Annotated in this window: 13 protein-coding genes; 4 read left to right on the top strand and 9 right to left on the bottom strand. The window is 47.6% G+C overall.

Annotated elements, in window-relative coordinates:
• Nucleotides 1-11: 11 nt before the first annotated feature.
• The 5 genes from ACRRS1_RS20695 to ACRRS1_RS20715 form a co-directional block, all read right to left on the bottom strand.
• A complete protein-coding gene (locus ACRRS1_RS20695; protein ID WP_432455628.1) occupies nt 12-1,019 on the bottom strand; it encodes a LacI family DNA-binding transcriptional regulator in 1,008 nt (335 codons plus the stop codon).
• A 372-nt stretch (nt 1,020-1,391) separates the two neighbouring features.
• Nucleotides 1,392-3,794: a GH36-type glycosyl hydrolase domain-containing protein gene (locus ACRRS1_RS20700; RefSeq protein WP_432460342.1), complete on the bottom strand. Its 2,403-nt coding sequence runs from the start codon at nt 3,792-3,794 to the stop codon at nt 1,392-1,394.
• Between the two features lie 47 nt (nt 3,795-3,841).
• A complete protein-coding gene (locus ACRRS1_RS20705; protein ID WP_432468826.1) occupies nt 3,842-7,006 on the bottom strand; it encodes a GH116 family glycosyl hydrolase in 3,165 nt (1,054 codons plus the stop codon).
• A 240-nt stretch (nt 7,007-7,246) separates the two neighbouring features.
• Nucleotides 7,247-8,158, bottom strand: coding sequence for a MalM family protein (locus ACRRS1_RS20710; protein ID WP_432468825.1), 912 nt, complete (start codon nt 8,156-8,158; stop codon nt 7,247-7,249).
• 59 nt (nt 8,159-8,217) lie between these two features.
• On the bottom strand, nt 8,218-9,399 hold the full coding sequence (locus tag ACRRS1_RS20715; RefSeq protein WP_432468824.1) for a carbohydrate porin: 1,182 nt from the start codon (nt 9,397-9,399) through the stop codon (nt 8,218-8,220).
• Nucleotides 9,400-9,736: 337 nt separating this feature from the next.
• Between ACRRS1_RS20715 and ACRRS1_RS20720 the strand changes: the two genes are divergently transcribed.
• From ACRRS1_RS20720 to ACRRS1_RS20730, 3 genes are all read left to right on the top strand, one after another.
• Entirely contained in the window at nt 9,737-11,746 is a 2,010-nt protein-coding gene (locus tag ACRRS1_RS20720; protein ID WP_432468823.1) for a methyl-accepting chemotaxis protein, read from the top strand.
• Between the two features lie 26 nt (nt 11,747-11,772).
• The gene (locus ACRRS1_RS20725; protein ID WP_432468822.1) at nt 11,773-14,037 is read left to right on the top strand and encodes a glycoside hydrolase family 9 protein; all 2,265 of its coding nucleotides are present in this window, start codon (nt 11,773-11,775) and stop codon (nt 14,035-14,037) included.
• Between the two features lie 226 nt (nt 14,038-14,263).
• Complete coding sequence (locus ACRRS1_RS20730; protein ID WP_432455621.1) at nt 14,264-14,506, top strand: GlsB/YeaQ/YmgE family stress response membrane protein; 243 nt, start codon at nt 14,264-14,266, stop codon at nt 14,504-14,506.
• 55 nt (nt 14,507-14,561) lie between these two features.
• Here ACRRS1_RS20730 and ubiK read toward each other — a convergent pair whose 3' ends face one another.
• The 3 genes from ubiK to ilvY all read right to left on the bottom strand — a co-directional run bounded on the left by ubiK (nt 14,562) and on the right by ilvY (nt 16,487).
• The gene (gene ubiK, locus ACRRS1_RS20735; protein WP_432468821.1) at nt 14,562-14,816 is read right to left on the bottom strand and encodes a ubiquinone biosynthesis accessory factor UbiK; all 255 of its coding nucleotides are present in this window, start codon (nt 14,814-14,816) and stop codon (nt 14,562-14,564) included.
• A 302-nt stretch (nt 14,817-15,118) separates the two neighbouring features.
• On the bottom strand, nt 15,119-15,592 hold the full coding sequence (gene ybaK, locus ACRRS1_RS20740; protein ID WP_432460347.1) for a Cys-tRNA(Pro) deacylase: 474 nt from the start codon (nt 15,590-15,592) through the stop codon (nt 15,119-15,121).
• Nucleotides 15,593-15,605: 13 nt separating this feature from the next.
• Complete coding sequence (gene ilvY, locus ACRRS1_RS20745) at nt 15,606-16,487, bottom strand: HTH-type transcriptional activator IlvY (protein ID WP_432455617.1); 882 nt, start codon at nt 16,485-16,487, stop codon at nt 15,606-15,608.
• A gap of 201 nt (nt 16,488-16,688) precedes the next feature.
• On the opposite strand from ilvY, the gene ilvC reads away from it, so the two are divergent.
• Nucleotides 16,689-18,170, top strand: a complete 1,482-nt coding sequence (gene ilvC, locus ACRRS1_RS20750; protein WP_432460348.1) for a ketol-acid reductoisomerase — start codon at nt 16,689-16,691, stop codon at nt 18,168-18,170.
• An 893-nt stretch (nt 18,171-19,063) separates the two neighbouring features.
• Here ilvC and ACRRS1_RS20755 read toward each other — a convergent pair.
• Complete coding sequence (locus ACRRS1_RS20755; RefSeq protein WP_432468820.1) at nt 19,064-19,864, bottom strand: helix-turn-helix domain-containing protein; 801 nt, start codon at nt 19,862-19,864, stop codon at nt 19,064-19,066.
• Nucleotides 19,865-19,927: the final 63 nt, after the last annotated feature.

Raw genomic sequence — 19,927 nt, forward strand, 5'->3', positions numbered from 1 at the left:
TTTGTGATTTATCACTCCGTTGAAAGAGGCTGGGCGGTCGATTCTCGAACCACTAATTCGGGAGTCAACTCAATTGCTTCCATGTCGCCTTTTCCGGAGATCTTTTTCAAAACTAAACGTGCTGCCGCTTTCCCCATTTCCACTACGGGAAAGTGGACAGTCGTTAGTTTTGGCCTTAAATAACGAGATAACAGAACATCATCGTAGCCGACCACCGAGACATCTTTGCCTACCTGCTTACGCTGTTCTGCTAATACGTCATAAACGCCCAAGGCAATGTTGTCATTTCCACAAAAAACCGCGGTAAAATTCACATCACGTTGGATTAATTTTCTAGCGGGAGCAAGGCCCCCGTCTTCGTCATAACTGCCCTCAGCCACCAGATTGGGATCAAAAGCCACCTTCTGCTCTGCCAGCGCAATCCGATAGCCTTGCACCCGATCACGACTATCTTGCTTATTCATTGGTCCGCAAATACAAGCGACAGAGCGGTGTCCAAGGTCTAATAAATGTTTGGTGGCTAAGTAACCACCCAATTCGTTATCGAGAAAAATGCAGCTGTTCGCCAACTCAGGCACAAACCGGTTGATCAATACCAGCGGCCGACCCTGTTTGGAAATTTCGATCAATTCATCGTCGCCGATCATCGTCACATGCAGAATGAGGGCATCAACCTGTCGCGATAGCAAAAAACCAATCGCCTCGCGCTCGCGCTCCTCAATATCATCACCGCTGGTCGCCACTAAATGGTGGCCGTTGGCACGCAGTTCTTGTTCGACTTCATGCATGATTGGCCCAAAGAATGGGCCTGATAAACTACTTACAACCATACCAATGCTGGTTGAACGACTTGAGGCAAGGGCTTGGGCAAAACTATTGGGACGATAGCCCAAATCACGCATCGCAGCTTCCACCCGAACACGAGTCGTTTCTGACACTTTCTTATTGCCATTAATGACTCGCGACACGGTGGCTTGAGATACATTTGCCAATTCTGATACTTCTCTGATGGTGGCCATCAATCACTCCCTATGTAAGCGCTTACATTCAATTTGATTAAAAAACCCTATTCAGGGTTAATGTAAGCGCTTTCCTAAATAGTGCTTCGCCAGCCAACAATTGTCAATTCTTTGCAAAATATGACTGGTAGAACTGTGAACAGACGCATAACTTACACTCAATGAAACAACAATGAAATTATGAAACAAAAAAACTAGTTTATATTCAATAAATTAAAAAACATAATGTCAAATCACATATTTAACATTAATATCCTAAGTGTGCGCGACTTCAATCGCTCGCAAGCCCAGTATTCCTCGCCTTAAATCCGTGGCGGTGCAGCAATACGCGGGTTAAGCGCATTACTGTTTACCACGCGTATTACCGCTGATTTATCGAGCAAGTTCCAAGCGAACTTGATAAACCCCTGGTGCCTGCTCTGGGATCAAATCTCCAACAATCGCTTCCCCTTCCAAATAGAGTTGACTCGTGGTCAAAGCGGAGCGAAGCACTTCGATGTGATAACTCGCACCGCGATACTTACGCACCACTTTAAAGCCCGGCCACGCGTCCGGAATACAAGGCTGGATCCGCAAACCAGTCATTTCCGGACGGATCCCTAAAATATACTGGGTTGCAGCAACATACATCCAGCTAGCGGTGCCCGATAACCAAGCATTACGCGCCAGACCAAACTGTGGATGTTCATCACCTAACACATTTTGTGGATAGCAATAGGGCTCCGATTGAAAACAATCCAAATCATCATTTCGTGAAGCCGGATTAATCTGACGATAATACTGGTAAGCCTGATCGGCGCGGCCAAGCTTGGTTTCAGCAATCACCACCCAAGGGTTAGAGTGCAAGAAAATACCACCATTTTCTTTCGCGCCAGGGGGATAAGTAGAGACCCCTCCCAGCTTTTCGTCGTAGCCAGTATAACCCGGCCAAGATAATTTAATGCCGCGTTCGGTATTCAGTAAACGCTTAACAGCATCAAGCCCCATGGTTGCTCGCGACACATCGGCAAACTCAGAGATCACCGGCCAAGATTGAGCATTGGCATAAATCTTCCCCTGCTGGTTTTGGGTCGATCCTAAGGCTTGAGTCTGCTCATCAAAATAGCGCAACCACCACTCACCGTCCCAAGCATGTTGATTCACCTGAGACTGCATCTGTTGATAATAATTATCTAAACGAGTCACTAAGTCTTGCTCACCACAGAAGCTAAGCACTTCTTTTAGTTCAATAATCGCTTTGCCATAAAGGTTTGCCACAAACAAGGACTCAGCGCCTAGCGGTAGATTCACCGTATCATTCCAGTCCGCAAAACCCAGCAACGGCAAACCATGGGCACCGATGTTACTGCGAGTAAACTCAATCCCTCTCAGTAAGTGCTCTAATACCGTCGCCTGCTCTCGCTCTGCTTCCGCAATCCCCGTTTGATAGAAGCTCACCGGCTGCTGCAAAAACTCCAAATTACCGGTTTCTTTCAGGTATTGCACCACCGTTAAGATGATCCATAGATGATCATCACCATAATAGCTGGCGCGATCCAACTCTTCTCGAGAATCGCCTTCGGTGGCTTCCATGGTCATCGGAAAATATTGATGCATCGCCGAGCCATCAGGCTTTTGCACCGATAACAAACGCTCCATAAATGGTTTCGCTTGCTCCGGCATATGGCTCATCACCCCCAGTAGATCCTGTGAAGAGTCTCGAAAACCAATGCCTCGAGCACCGTACCCTAATTGATATAGCGACAGATAACGCGACCAGTTCTTGGTGGTATGGCATTGCCGAGGGTTATGAATATTAAGCATGCTGTTGAGTGAAGTATCGGGTGTATCTACCTGCATCACTGACAAATAGTCTTGCCAAAATTCAGCTAAGCCAGAAAAAGCCTCAGCCACGCTTTCGGTATCTCGATAACGTTCGATGCTCGTACACGCGTCCTCTAGCGAAGCCGCTTGACCAATTTGAACAATGCTTTGCTCACTCTGCCCCGACGCCAAACTGCCTAATTTGATCATCAAGGCAGCCATGGTATCGCCACGCACACATTCTGAGTTGCTCAATTGCGGTGCAAGTAGAGCTCCGGGATTGGCCCAACTGCCGTATTCATTGTCGCCAAGAAAGGCCCGCCGATCGCCTTCCCAAGAATCCACCGGGCGGTTCGCCGTTACATAATTCACACAACTATCACGTTTCATGTAAGCATACTGCTCCAATACCACCTGTCCGCCCGCCTGTTGATGGGCTTTTAGCTGCATGGTTTGCGGTACCCAATCTGCATTGGTGAGCTGTTTTAAGGCATCGAAATGACTAAATTCGAAGGCGGGGATCAAATCAATTTCCAGCGCTTCACCACCAATGTTAGTCAACCGAATATCCTGCAACATCACCTTACTGCCGGGTGGCACAAAATAGCACACTTCCACTCTCACACCGTGTGCTTCTGCTAGCCAACGGGTGTAAGACAAACCCACTCGGCATTCGTAACGATCTAACTCGTTCAGGGTTGGTGTATAGAAAGGTGAAAACAGCAAGTATTCACCATCTTTACGGATCCGAACATACAGCGTACTACCTTTAAATTCAGAAGCTGGCTGCTGAGCGATATACTTGGTGATCCGATTTAAGGCCGGATCTTCACTACATAACAAGGCGCCGCCCGAACAATCGACGATGCCACCAAAATCAAGTGTCCCCACATAGTTAATCCACTTGATCGGCGTTTTTGGCGTGGTGACCACATATTCCTTATGCTGGTCATCAAAATATCCATACTTCATAATCACTAACCTTTAATTCAAAAAAAATTCGATAAATACTGCATCGCTCAGCCTTGGTGCTGGTCGGCAAGGGCAAAAATCATCCCCGGTCGCAGGTAACGACCGGCGGTATATTTCAAGGCGGTCGCATGCAATAGGCGAAAAATTTCGCCGCAATCTAACAACCACTCCGCGAATAAACTGGCGTAATCTTGGCTAAATTGGCCAAAGTCTTCGCTTAAGTCTCCGGCAACTCGACCATCGGCTTGCAGCAAACCATGCTGCTTTAAGGCTGCGAGTAAGTCATCTCGCTCAGATGCACTCAACCATGTGGGCAAGTCTTGGGCTTGCAAACGCACCGTGGCGTTAAAGCCCTCTGGTGCCGCGAAGGGGATCTGTGCGCTTTGATATAGCAGCCGATATACCGACGCAAGCAGTTCTTCGGATTGCGGCTGGTGATGCTGCTGCATCGCCAAAGCAAGCGAATACTGCACGCCAATCCACACATCGTGAGCTTGAAAATTATCCCAGGCCTTTGGCGCACCATTGTGCTTGACCAAATTTGCCGCTCCCACTCGCGGGCTGTTGAGCCGATAGTTGTATTGATAAACGTGCTGCAATACCCGCTGGCAACGCGCCTGCTCAAATAAAGCCTCTTGCCCCAACCAACGCAGGTAGCTATCGGCTAAAAGTTGATCGGCAAAAATATCATCGCTATCCAACACCAGCCATTGCTCGCCCTGCAGGCACCAATCACCACCGCCATTTAACAGCAATAGTTTTTTCAGCCGCCGTTGCGCCAATTTTCCTGCCTGCTCTGGCCATGGACAATTCCAGTGCTGCTGCCACAAGGCTTGCTGGTCCTCGGTCAATGATGGGAACAATAACGGTTGGTTCAACCAGTGATTAATCGCGACGACTAATTCACTCAAGCTAGTCTGTTGATAAGCTTGCTGGCTGAGTAAGGAAAAATGCTCAGCCAATTGTGGTAGTTGTTGTCGATCCACCTGACTAGCACGCAAAGGAGTCACATAGAACAGGTAATAACCCTGTTGTTCGTCCCATAGACTATCGTCAAACTGCTGCTTAGCCACCGCTAAACGCTGCCGATACTGTTCGGCCAACAATTCCGCACCGCGTAACTTCGCTAAGCTGGCACAAGCCTGTAAACCGGCCAGCCACAACGAACCGCTATAACAAGAAATGCCATGTGAGCGCAAATTATCGAAGGTATCATCGGTCCCATTGGTCAACGGAAATTGCTGACCCGGTTCGATCATTTTCTCTAGATAATTCATCGCCTGCTGCACCGCTGGCCAACAATCTTCAAGCAATGTTGGATCGTCAAATAAGCTCACATGACGCAATACCATCAACACAAATTTTGGAGCCAGATCCTTCCATTCCTTCACGTTATGCCAATCATAGGCATCGGGACGACAATCGAAGGGACTCCCTAAATCGTGACAAACCGCCCCTCTAATCGCGCGTTCAGCCTGATATTTCGGATGACTGAGTTCGGCATAGGGTTCTTCGGTATAGATATGATGGCGTCGTTGCCGAAAATCGTCAGCCAATACTGCGTCGGCAAAACGCCGCATCACCTCACCATCGAGCCGAGGTAACAAGCTCAATAGACTAAACGAACCGTAAAAGTACACATCTAAGGAATTGAAGAACGGGTAATCAACACATTCACGGATCAAAAAGCGGTCCTGCTTATCCCAAACCGTCGCCTCGGCTAGAAAAGATAAGCTATTCAAAGCCATTGTTGTCAACTGTTGGCGTAATTGAGGATCTTCCTGCTGACTAAACTGAGCGCGCTTCCAAAGCCCGGCAAAGGCCTGTTGCAAATAGTCTTGCTGCTTCGACCAGGCAAAGCGCGCAATCGCCAGGGCACGCTGTTTCGCTTGTGGAAACTGACGCACATAAGCCTTCTCACTACTTAAGCCATTCATTTCAACTTGCGGTAAATCTAATACGGTCATAAAACAGAATTGCAGCGTTTCGCCGGGGGCGAGCGTAGCCGTCAACTGCAAGGCCGAAGAGCAGAGTTCGCGACCGCTATAGATCCCGCGTTTGCTTTGACCACTCAAGCCGCCGCCAGCTAAAGCCTGAGCCACCACCTTATCGGCATGGGCGGTGTAAAAACAATGATTGGCACTCAACTGACACTGCGCTGGCGCTTGTAGCGAGAGCGCCATCTCGCCCAAACAATCTTGGTAAGACTCTCCACTCATTAATAGCGATATTCGCTGCCCTTGCTCACAACGCTCACTAAAGAGTTCTCCCTGCTGCTGCCTGGCTTGACGAACCAACATAAACGACGCGTCCTGACTCCCAACTCGCTCCTTAGTGACCTGAAAACCAATTAGATTTTCCTGAACCTGAACCAGATTAAAGCGCTGAGTTCGCTGGCTCGGATTATGAACGCAAAATTGAGTAAGCGAGACCGGCAGACGGCACAAAGCTTCATTATCTGCTTCAATAAAGCTGTAATGGGTCTTGCTCAGCTGTAACACCGCCCCCGAATAGTCGCTCTGCGCCACCGGGTATAAACCTTGATATTGAATCTGCTCTGCAGGCCAAGCCGGTTGCTTAAGGTAACTATCGGCCTCACAATCGGCGATCAGCGAGCGCTGAAAACACTGTTCTTGAACACAGCCACCAAAATACTTAAGGAGTAACTGGCAATTGGCACGACGATCCACTTGCCCAGTACTCAGCGCCAGCTTTAAGTTTCGATCTAAATGAATTTTCCAATCCGCCAATCGTTGCTTATTCCAAGCATATAGTTGAGGTTCATCGAGCAAACGCTGTAAACCAGCTAACCATTGCGCTTGACTTTGATCGGGACTAAATAACTCTTGCCCTTGATCATCGAGCAAGGGATACAAAGAAATTTGTTGAATAAAGTCGGCAGGCTCAATAATACGAAGCTCGCCAACCCGTAACTCATCCTGCTCACTAAAATAAAAATCTGCCATCCGCAAACTGTCGTTACGTTCAGCGCGCACTTGGATCCCTGGCAAAAAATTGAACACAGGACTACAACCACTGATCGACAAACTATAAGTATTGCCAATTCCGCCCATCGCCATCCCTGTCGTTAAGGGGGTAGTTGGCAAGGGTTGATACCAAGGCTGAACAAACTCCGAAGCCAAACCCGGGGCCATCAGCTCGGCAACACTGCCACGGAGCGAAGAAGCCGCTAAATACTGTTCAATCTTCATAAGCAGCCCTCATTTTAATCACATCAACAACTGTTGGGCACATTAGTAACTCCTTGTACAAGAAATAAAATCTATTCACTGACCATTAAATTTAACAACCTTCAAAAACCTTAATTCCCCCCACTCTCGGTGCTTCCATGACCGAGCTACGCACACATTTTGGTGGCAAAAAAAAACGGCTCCTTAGGAGCCGTATGCCAATACGACAAGGAATAAAGAATTTAAGGATTACACGATGAACTAGGGTATTTTCTCCTTGATTGCTTCGGTGAAGGTATGTTGGGCAGTATCTGAACCTGCAGCTTCTGCCTCTTTAAGAAACAGTAACGCTTGCTCAATATTACCCTCGGCTATCGCTAGCCGAATTTGTTGCTGGTAAAACTGCTCCGTGGCCGGTTGTAAAACCGTAACGGCTTGAACCTTGCTTGGTTCGACCAACGATGTAGCGGCTGCAGTTGCAAGTACCGTAGCACCCGCACTATTCGAAGTCGTCGCCTTAAATTGTGACCCAAATTGCACTTTATTCAGCCGTATATTGATCTGACCAATTGGTGAGTGTTTCGCATACACCTTACGCGCAGCGGGGCGATCGATGCCCATTTTGAGTTCATAGGCCACTTTGGGATCAATGAGTTCGGTCTTACCAAATAACTGCTCGTGGGCGGTATAAACCAATATATAGCGGGCCTTTCTCGCTAAAGTAGGACTAAATTGTTGTTTAATGGTTAAGAAACCCTCGGCGCTGAGTGTCGTTTGATTAAACTTAGCTAAGGGTTGTAGCTGTTTGTCATATACTGCAATCGTTGGGACAAACACCATGTTGGTAATCAGACTATCAACTTCAACTTCAACTTGCTCAAGATGCTCAGGGAGTGCTAATGCCGCCACATAGGAGCGTCCTTCGGCAAACTCAACGACCGATGAGTTTAGTCCTATATCCACACGGTTGGTGCGATCGGCCGATAGTAAACGATAAGATAATTGTTCAATTTGCACACTCGGTTGCTGCGCATCTAAACGATTACGCAACTCGGTTTGGTCACTAAATTGTGAGCCCCAGCCACGAAAAGGGTCTTCGACATCCACCGCCTGAGTGCTCGAACAAGCAACCAGACATGCACTTATCAGTAACAAACTATAGTGTTTATTCACTTTATTTCTCCCTGTTTTGGGTGCTAGCAAACTAGCACCCAAAACACTGCCCTCTGGGTTTACCACCAAGCCTCAACCATGGCTCCCACCTTGGTTAAATCGGTGGTACCCGCATTTTTACCCGTATTTTTCTTCTCACCGGTAACGACATAAAAACGTACGACTGGACGAGACCACATAAAGTGACCAATCTGGAAGTTTTGTGACAAGGTTAACTTCCAAGCATCCGATTGATTCGAATCTTCCTTGGTATTATGAAAACCAGCTTCTACAGCAGTCGCCATATAATCGTTCCAATGGTGTTGCGGACGAACCGCCACCCCGTACTCTTCTTTCTCATCGAAAGAACAACCGGTTTCAGTACAATCGACCTTCAAATAGTTGGCGTTGTATTCCATGGCTGTCATTTCACCAAGCGTAATCGCACCATCAACAAAGGCGCCGTAACTACGTGCGGTTTTATCCTCATAACCCGCCCAGCTAGTCCCCGAAGAGTTAGCGGTGGTAAATGCTGCACCATCGGTTTCATAACGACCCGCCAACTGTACCCAGTTGTCACCAAAAGTGTGTCGATAGGCCGCAAACAACTGCATTGCCGTATCATTTTCTAAGTTGTCTTTAATATCGGCTAAGGCAAATGCATAGTTGGCTCTAAATTTTAAAGTACCTTGCTTGCCAATTTTCATGTCATGCAAGTGCAACATCAGCATGTTGACCGTGCCTTGGGTGGTATTTGCAGCCCCTGCACCGTCTCCAGCCTGAGTCCAACCTAAGTCGAGCTTACCAAACCCTACATTCAAGTTATCCACACCTGCGCCACTGCCATCGGCACTCAGCATGTAGTAATCACTCAAACCACCTTGCTCACGCCCATAAAATCGCTTACCCGCCCATACATAGGCATCGGGTTGCGAAGGAAAAATGCCTGAACCGCCACCATAGAATTGTTGTAAGTAAAACAACTTACCCCAATCATCATGGCCCGGAGTACCGATCATCACATTCAAGTTAAATTTGGATTGATCCATTTCGAAGTCTTGGGTCAACATCCACTCCATCCAGTTACCTTCGTTACCTAAACGGCCAGCGGCATTAATTTCGCCGTAATCCCCTTTTAGATAAATCATTTCGTCACCCGATGCTTCTTGCGCATAACGGCCATAGCCAGAAAAATTAGGTGTTCCAGCAACTGAACCGAGTGAAACTAACATCAAAGATAATGTAAGCGCTTTCATTTTCATGGTAAAAAAATCCTTTTCTGTTTTAGGTATTATGGGTGAATTCGCTACTACTCCAAACAACGTAAACACCACCTATTTCGAATATACACAGATAAAAACGCTATTTTTGTGATCAAAAGCGCAAATGCAAGCGCTTACATAACCAAAAATAGCAAATGTGATCCCTGTTCAATATTTAGCCTAGACGATCCAATATATTGTGTCCAGCTAACGAAACAATGAAAGCACTTACATTTATTGTAATGATCCAACAAAAAATACCAATAGACAAGGGGGTTAAAACAAAAATACAACAAACCGCAGGTAAGCGCTTACACCTAAAACACGGATTGCAAAGATGAGAATTTTTAGAACGTTATCGATCATTCAACTGACGAGCCTAAGCTTTACTATTTTGGGCTTATGTTTACTGGCTATGGCTGGACTTTCTTGGCAGTTAAGCATGCCGCTGGAAAACAGCCTCAAACAATTAAATCAGCGAGATCTGCCAAGGCTGGCGAGCAGCCAAGCATTGATCCAAGCCCTGACCCAAAGCGCTCAAACCATAAGCCAGGCAGAAAATAGCCACCAAGCTGGTGAACTCGAAGCCTTGAACAAGCAAATTCAGCGACAGGCTCAGGTTTATTTTGAGCAACTTAAGGCGCTTAGCGCCCTCAGTACTGACACGAATAGCGCACAACTGCAGCAACAAAGTGAGCTTTGGTTTACCCGTGCCAGCCAAGTTCTAAGCGCTCAAGCCCCTTTACTCAAGCAACAACAACAACTCGCCGAACACAGCGCGCAATATCAACTATTAAGTATTCAGCTTAACCAAGCCCTAGGGCAACTTCGCGCTTCGGTAAAAAAAGACTACCCCAAGATGCTGCTCACTAATGTTGATACCGCGCTTTCCTTGATGCAGGCTCAAGCTGCCCGAGCGCTCAACGGCCAAGATCTGGCGCAAGTAAAAACAGCCCTTCGCTCAGCCAAAGCAAAACTCGACCTAGTCGAAGCCGATTTTTCGGAGCTCATCACTCGCTTAGGCTTAAGCCATCAAGACATTTCTCGCCAGCTGCCGCTATTGCTCAGCGAATTAACTGGCGAACGAGGGATCGTCAGCCAATACTCAGCCTACTTACAGTCTCACTTTCACCAGCAACAACAACGCTTAGCCTTACAACAGCAAAGCCGTATTTTGAGCCAACAATTGAGTGACTGGCAACAAGCCAGGCAAACTCAAACCGCCCAACAACTGGTGAATAGTCTCAGTAAACTGAGCCAACTCAGACAGGGGCAAGTCAGCGCCTCCGCGATTGCGATAGGCTTTTGTTTGAGCCTAGGACTATTGCTATTTATCGCCATCCGTCAACCCTTAAAACAATTGCTTGCCACTTTGAGCGCTCTCGCCAAAGGCGAGTTGCAACAGCAATGCCACTATCGAGCCAACAACGAATTTGGTCTACTCAGCAAAAAAATCAATCAAGTGATCCAGCAACAACGCGAAGTAGTTCTCGAGCTACAACAGAAAAGCCAGCAGCTAGAGAGCGCCGCCAGTAGTAACCAACACCATGGCCTCGACATCCAACAGCAACTAAACCAACAGCGTCACGAGTGCCTCAACGTGGCCTCTGCAATGAGCGAGATGGAACAAGCAATCCAAGATGTCGCTGGCCGCGCCGAGCATGTCAGTCAAAACATGCAACAGATCCAGCAGCTCAGCGAACAAGGCGCCAATTTGACCACTCAGACGAACCATAGTAATCACCAGTTAATCAGCCACCTAAGTCGCTCTGGTAAAAACATTGAACAGCTCGCCGAACAAAGCCAAGTTATTGGCAGCATCCTTGAAGTGATTGATGGTATCACTCAACAAACTAACTTATTGGCACTTAATGCCGCCATCGAAGCGGCTCGAGCCGGTGAACAAGGGCGTGGCTTTGCGATCGTGGCAGACGAAGTACGACAGCTTGCACAACGCAGCGCCAGCTCAACCAAACAGATCCAGGGAATGATCGAACAACTACAACAAGTCGCCCATTCTGCGGTATCAGACATGCGAACTTGCACCCAGGCTATGGATGATAATCAAATTTACTATCAGGGACTTAGCCAGCATATACAACAAGTCAGTGAATCGGTCAGTTGCCTCGCGGGGCTCAATCACGAAATAAGTATTGCCACCGGGCAACAGCGTAATAGCAGCCTCGAGGTCTCACGAAGCATGGAACAGATCTCACAGTCGGCACAGCACAACTATGCCGTGGTATCCCGGCTTCATCAAGCCAGCGAACAACTGGAAGACTTTGCTCAGCAACAACTGAGACTATGCTTGCGCTTTCATATTGATGCCCAAGTCTCAAACATTTAACTTGCCATCTGGCAATAGGAGAGAACATGAAAATACCCGCAATGCTGTGTATCGTGCTCGCTATATTCAGCCCTCAGCTTATGGCGATGATGTCTCCCTCATTAACAGGTGCGACCACACTCTCCTTGCGCTTTGAACAAGCCCCTCAAGCCCAATGGAATAAGCAACGAATCAGCGCTCGACTGACTGCAGATCAGCGCGCTTTTATACTGCAAGATCAACAACAACATGCTTTTAATGATGCAGAGCTATTTAAGCTTAGCATCTCTCAAACCCTGCCCTACGGTCGAAAGTTATTGTATTTTAAGTTGCATTTAGTTGATGACTTTAAGCCTTTATGGGGCCAAAAAATCCTACAGCTAAAAGTCGATGGTAAAGAACTAGAACCCGCCAAGGCTGCCAATGGCAAGGCGCTATGGCATAAAGTGCTTGAAGAAGACAACAAAGGGTTTATTCCAGCGGGGCTCAGCGAACTGTGGTTTGAGTTGCCCAGTGACAGCACAGAGATTAAATTCATGACGATGATGACGGCCGGTGCCGAGCGCTTTCAAGCTGAATTAAGTGATTTCATCATTTATTCTTGGCCCGAATCCGACCAACGGACACAGGCCTACCAGGTGCGTTTCAACCACGATGGTTATCTCAAACACACTGCCAGCCCAGTATTAATAGAATTGCCAGACTGGATAGAACAAAGCCAGCTGCCGGTAAGCATTAATGCCGTCGGCGTCGAACCACAAGAACTCATGCTCACGATCCCTTCACAGAGCGATCCGGGCTCGGGCATGAAAGTCGTAGGCTTGGATCTAGCAAACCTCAATACTCGCTTTACAGGCAAGCCGCTGACGCTACAAATTGACTCGATCCATCCTCAACTGACAAACACCCGTATCAGCCTAAAACAAGGTCTTGATCTCTCCAGCCTACAACGCCATCGAGACCAAGCTTTAGCCGCTTTTTATTACTTTGACAGCAGTGATTTAGGCCCCTATTCGGGGACCCACCACCAAGATAGTCGAGCCAAACGGCTGGATAGCGAGAGCACGCTCGATGTGCGCGGCGGCTGGTTTGATGCGGGAGACTATGGCAAATATTCGGTCAATGCCGCCTATTCACTGATGACGCTATTGATGGCCGAGCAATTACAACCCGCCGCCTTTGCCGTGAACATTTCACCAATTGCCAGCGACCAAGGTTCGGACTTACTGGCACTGCTCAGCAGCGAACTCAACTTGTTACTCAAGCTGCAAGCCGACAATGGTGGGGTTTATCACAAAGCAGCATCGGCTCAATGGCCACCATTGGCGCAAGCGCCACAACAGGATCACCAAATTAAAACCGTACTACCAATCACCACGACCGCAACAGCTCACAGTGCAGCTGCGTTTGCCATGGCCGCCAACAGTTTTGCTCAATCCCGCCAATTAACGCATCAACAACAGGCCCTGCAATATCGCCAAGCTGCCTTGCGCGCATGGGCTTATCTAGAGGCCCATCCGCAATTGGAGATGATAAAACAACGTTATCATCAATTCGAATACGGAGGTCCTTACGATGATGTGGACGACCGAGATGAGCGACTACTCGCGGCACTTGCGCTCTACCAGATGACTGGCGAAGTACACTACCTCAATCACAGCAAACAATACCTCGTAAGTTTACTGGAGTTACCGCGTTTAGGTGATCCTTCCCCCAGCTGGCGAGATAACCGCAGCCGCTCAGCGCTGCTGTATTTAAAAGCTGCGCCGAAAAACGACGATTTATATCCAAGTGTCCACCAAGCTCTGAGCCACTATTTAGAACATATTTTAAGCTTGCAACAAAACAATCCATATGGCATCGCCTTTGCTGGCCATCAACAACAATTCGATTGGGGCTCCAATGGCATTATCGCTAGCACAGGTTTCCAATTACTATACGGTGGATACCTTTTGGATAAACCAGCATGGCAGGCAGCAGCGATGCAGCTGAGCCACTGGTTTTTTGGTCTCAACCCTCACGGCAAAATATTTGTGGTCGGCGACACGCCCAATCATGTGCAACACCCACACTTTCGCCCCTATGTATCAAAAGCCTCACCACTGCCAGTTGGCCTGCTCATTGGTGGCGCAAACTCGGTCGAACTGAAGGGCGATATGATGGCTGCCACCCGAGAAAATATGGCACCAATGCAGGTCTACATTGACCATCAGGATTCTTGGGCCAGCAATGAAGTGGCCATTAACTGGCAAGCGCTGTGGGCAGCTTACTTATGTTTGTTGAATCAGAGCCTAGCCAATAACCTCCAGTGACGCCACGCAAGCGGAGTTCAGGTGAGTGCTAGTTAGAGTCATCCAAACCAGCCAACTGATGGCGTAAACAGCGGATTAAAATTTGTATTTAAACAACGAGACCAAGCAATCTTTGAGGATTGTCAGTAAACTTAAGTTGAAATGAGGCTTTCGGGGCTGAATGCAGCAATCATCAGCCGCCTCCAGTTCAGTTGCACGACTTTGAGTAAAGCATACAGGGGAAGACATGATGGGAATTTTGATCTGGTTGCTAATTGGCGCAGCCGCAGGCTGGTTAGCGGGACAAATCACCAAAGGAAAAAGCTTTGGCCTACTTGGCAATATCGGGGTAGGTATCGTCGGCTCAATGCTCGGCGGTTTTATTTTTCGCTTACTCGGTTTTCACAGTGCCAGCCTTGTGGCATCGCTGATTACCGCAACTGTCGGCGCGGTATTATTGCTCTATCTAGTGAGTCGATTTAAAAGCTAAAGTACATCAAAAAGCACAGCCGAAGCTGTGCTTTATCAATCAAACAGGGAGCGACTCAAGACTCTTGGTTTAAGCGTTTTTCTAAATCAGCGACTTTCTGCTCTAAGGCACTCAATTTTTCTCGGGTGCGCAACAAGACTTGTGTCTGCACGTCAAAATCTTCGCGATTCACCACATCCAGCTGGTTCAACTTGGCTTGAATCACTTGTTTCACCTTGCGCTCAAACTCATCACCAACATTCTTTAAGCCAGGTGGCACCATCTCACTCACTTGTTTGGCGATCTCTTCGATTTTGGCTGGGTTAATCATCTCTCTCTCCTTTAAGTTGAACTCATTGTATAGAAGCTCTGCTAAGGGCTCAAGCGGCTCTGGTTTTAGTATGACCGAGCTAAGCGAGCATCAATTTGAAAGATACGACCCACAACACCCTGCAGCAGCAGACCCTACAGTGCGGCGCATGAACGCTCGGCTTGCGCGCCTTGAGTCGAAGCTTTCGACCAATACAAATGCCGCTGTTGGCTAGCCCGTTGATAAATCGAAGCTCTCGCTGAAAAACCACACCAACAAAACAAACCCACAGTCAGTCTCATAACCAGCGCTATAATGAACGACTAATGACTAAGTTTAGCAAACTGAGCACCAAGCACCCGCTGCAGCACATCCGCCTTAAGCTGCAAAGACAAACCACGTTTACCGCCACTCACCACAATAGCAGGCAAGGCTTGAGCGCTCTCATCCACAAATGTCGCTAAACGTTTTTTTTGGCCAAAAGGGCTGATCCCCCCTTTAACATAACCAGTGGTACGCTCAGCAACGGGCACCTCGGCCATCCGCATTTTTTTGATTTTTGCGGCCTTGGCCAGTGCTTTTAAATCCAGTTGGCCGGTCACTGGCACCACTGCCACCACCATTTTTTTGGGATCGTGTTCATCACAGGCCACCAACGTTTTAAAGACTAGCTCTGCGGCCAAACCCAGTTTTTCGGCGCTATCTAGACCAAAGTTGCCCTGCTGAGGATCACTTTTATATTCCAGTAATAAATAATCCTGTTTGGCTTTTTTAAGCTGCTGTACTGCCGGCGTCATAAATCTTCACTCCTTAATTTCGCGCTGCCACTTGCCAGAATCGCTGCAGCAATGGTTCATGTAACCTTCTTGATAACATGCAGATCCCCAAATCGAAAGGCTCCAGCTCCACCCCGACCGGAATACTTTGGATCCGCTCACGCATTGGGCTGTTATCCACCACCACTTGCGGAGCGATCCCCACACCGCTGCCAAGCGCCACCATGCTAACAATAGCCTCGTGACCCGCCACCTTGGCATAAACATGAGGTTGAATACGCATCCCTTTAAACCAATGATCAATCCGAGCACGCGCTGGGCCATGTTCTGGCAAAATAAAGGGAATTTGATCCCAAGGAATTGGATTTCGCTCTAATAGTTTACGAACCGCACAGGGAACAGTGGGGCCAATAATCGACAGGGGCACCTTACTAATACTGGCAAAAGCCATGTTCAGCGGTAATTGCTCGGGGCGGGCGGCAATCGCGATATCGACTTCCCCATCGGCGACCTTACTCACCGCCAACGCCACATCGCCGGTGGCTAATTTAATATCGGCATTTGGGCAGGTAAGACGATACTTATCCAAAATATCTGGCAGGTGACTATAACTCGCGGTCACCGAACAATACAGGGTTAACTCCCCCGCCAATTCGCTAGATTGCAAAGATAAATCCATTTGCAGTTGTCGCCATTGTTGTAACCAATTTTCGGCAAAACTGCGAAATCGCACTCCCGCCTGAGTCAGATGTACGCTGCGTTTATCACGACTAAACAAACGACTGCCAAGCTCTTCCTCTAGCCGCTGGATCACCCGACTTAAGGTAGAGGGGCTAACATGCATCGCCTGACTGGTTTTCGTAAAATGCAGGCTGTGGCTTAAGTGTAAAAACAGCTCAACACTTCGAACATCCATTGCTTTTCCTTGATAAAGCCTGTTTCACTTTATGCAATACAATATCCCAAAATCATCATTTTACGCAATATTAGTTTAGGTTTATATTAAATCCATCACGAGACAGGATAAGAAACGCGCTCAAGAAAAGAAGTGCATTGGGATCTCGTAAACACAACAACACCATCATCATTTGATTAACGCTATTTTACGGAGTCGAACATGGCTAATTATTTCAACACCCTAAGTTTGCGCGAGAAACTAGAGCAATTGGGTAAATGTCGTTTTATGGATCGCAGCGAATTTGCTGATGGTTGTAACTTTATTAAAGACTGGAACATCGTAGTAATTGGTTGTGGTGCACAAGGCCTAAACCAAGGTTTAAACATGCGTGATTCTGGGCTCAACATTTCTTACGCTTTGCGTGACGCGGCAATTCAAGAGAAGCGCGCTTCTTTTGTACAAGCGACCGACAACGGCTTTAAAGTTGGGACTTACCAAGAGCTAATCCCACAAGCTGATATGGTGCTTAACCTCACCCCAGACAAGCAACACAGCAACGTGGTTGAAGCGGTTATGCCGTTAATGAAGCAAGGTTCTACCCTCGCTTACTCGCATGGCTTCAACATTGTTGAAGAAGGCATGCAAGTGCGTGAAGACATCACCGTAGTGATGGTGGCGCCAAAATGCCCAGGCACTGAGGTTCGTGAAGAATACAAACGTGGTTTTGGGGTACCAACCCTAATCGCAGTGCATCCAGAAAATGATCCTCAAGGCAACGGTCTTGCGATTGCAAAAGCTTATGCTTCTGCAACCGGTGGTGACCGTGCCGGTGTACTTCAGTCTTCTTTTGTTGCGGAAGTTAAATCTGACCTAATGGGTGAGCAAACCATTTTATGTGGTGTGTTACAAACCGGTGCAATCTTAGCCTATGACAAAATGGTTGCCGAAGGTATTGAACCCGGCTACGCCGCTAAACTCATTCAATTTGGTTGGGAAACGGTTACCGAAGCATTGAAGCACGGTGGCATCACCAACATGGTCGACCGTCTATCTAACCCAGCTAAAATCAAATGTTTTGACCTAGCCGACGAGCTTAAAGACTTAATGCGTCCGCTATTTGAAAAACACATGGACGACATCATCGAGGGCGAATTCTCATCAACCATGATGAAAGATTGGGCCAACGATGACGTAAACCTACTAAAATGGCGTGAAGAAACTGGCCAAAGCGGTTTTGAAAAAGCGCCAGTATCTGAGGTAGAAATTACCGAGCAAGAGTTCTTCGACAAAGGCATCATTTTAGTCGCCCTAGTCAAAGCTGGTGTTGAGCTCGCCTTCGAAACCATGGTTGCTGCTGGCATCATCGAAGAAAGTGCTTACTACGAGTCACTACACGAAACGCCACTCATCGCCAACACCATCGCTCGTAAACGTTTATACGAAATGAACGTGGTTATCTCTGATACTGCAGAATACGGTTGTTACCTATTTTCGCACGCTGCCGTGCCCCTATTGCGCGATACCGTGAACAACATCAGCTTAGAGTACATCGGTAAAGGCTTCGAAGAGCAAGATAACGGCGTGGATAACGCGCGCCTCATCGAAGTAAACGAAGCACTACGCAGCCATCCGGTCGAAGTAGTTGGTAAGAAACTTCGTGGCTACATGAAAGACATGAAGAAAATTGCCGTTGGCGGTTAATCTTCTCGCTTTTGGCTAATGACGATTAGCTAACTGTGAAATTGAAAGCCCTGAGCAATGCTCGGGGCTTTTTTTGTCGGACTTATCCCCACGGCAAAACAGCACTGCCAACACGCCATTACGACCAATCAGAATCACTCGTAAAAAGCAGCGCTTTCGCCTACGGCGCCGTCATAAGCTTTGTCCAGCTAAAGCTTACCAGCAAAAGAAAGGCTGCCCTGCATCTTCTTAAATCCTGTGTTGCGCACTCACTAGGGCGTCGAAGTAACTCGCTACGCTCAAACAGACTTCAACGAATCTCCCTAGTTCATTTACGCTACTCGGAGAAGATGATGGGGAAGCCCCACTTGGATAGTTGTTGAGCTTTCTTTTATTAAATCGGTTTGCGATTAATAGTTCTTAATTTCAAATGAGTGCCTGTAGCGATTTTGATTTCACGAAGCTGAATATAGCTTAAGTGTCTGTTATCAAAGCGCCACAACACAAAGCGTCATCTCTTTTCATACCTTCATTATCGCCGAGTAGCGCAAGTGTCTAAGTGATAAAGTCGAAACCTGTTTGAGCGTAGCGAGTTTTTCGACGCACTTAGATACGAGCAACGCAGGAGGAAGATAATGCAGGGCGAGTTTTCTTTTTGCTTCGTTTTTCTTTGCTCGTCAAAGAAAAATGACGTCGCCGTCCAGGCGAAATCTACATAACCAGCTCACCTAAAAATCCAATTAAAATAGTAGACTAAAAACAAGAGCTTTCGCCTACGGCGCCGTCCAGGCGAAACCCAAACTGACCACTCGTGCCACAGCCACTAAGAAGCAAAAATATAAACCCTTCATCTTCGCCGAATCGGCAAACACCCCAAGCAACGTTCTCTACAATAAAAACGGGATCACAATAGCTTATCGTTGCTTCGCATAATCCTGAGGCGTGCAGCCAAATTGCAAGCGAAAGGCCTGCACAAAACTACTGACACTTTTATAGCCTAAGGAATGTGCAACCAAGCTGGAGCTTTCCCCTCGGCTCAAGAGCTCCAGTGAGTTCATCAAACGAAAGCGGCTGCGCCATTGGCGAAAAGTCATCCCGGTTTCGGCTTTAAATAAACGTTCGATGGTACGCACACTCGCACCCACTCGTTTTGCTAAGTCCAACAAGGGTAAATTCTGATTGGGATTTTGCACCATATGATGGATCAGTTTCGCCAATCGCGGGTCATTGCCAGCCGGGATCCGCACTTCAAAGGCCGATAAATTCTCCAGCTCGTCAATCGCTACCAGTCCCAAACGCTGGATACTCGTTTGGTTCATGCTTGGAGGATCTTGATTAAGCCGCAGTGCAATTTCGCGCATCAAGGGACTCATGCTTAACATCACCACCGCTTGTTCATGTTGACGAATTGGGAATGACGGGTCGATGTACAGATTACGAATTTGAACGGCAGTTTCACTACTCACCTGATGATAGGTGTTCATCGGGATCCAAACCGAATGAGTCGATGGCACCACCCACACGGCTTGTTCGCTGGTCACTCGCAATACCCCTTCCATGGCCCAAAGTAGTTGGCCTCGCGGATGGGAATGCGGTGAAATATTGACTTCGGCGAGCATATCTCGGCCATTGCTCAATACTGGTCGGCTCGCATCAATCGTGAATGCTGCATCACTAGGCGGTAACATTGTCGTATTAGGAATAAGTTTTGTCATATTTACACCTTAAAACGACAAAGAGGATTCGCTATCTTAGAAAGACAAGCACAGTCATTTCAA

The sequence above is a fragment of the Agarivorans sp. Z349TD_8 genome, from assembly GCF_050870825.2.
Classification (GTDB): Bacteria; Pseudomonadota; Gammaproteobacteria; order Enterobacterales; family Celerinatantimonadaceae; genus Agarivorans.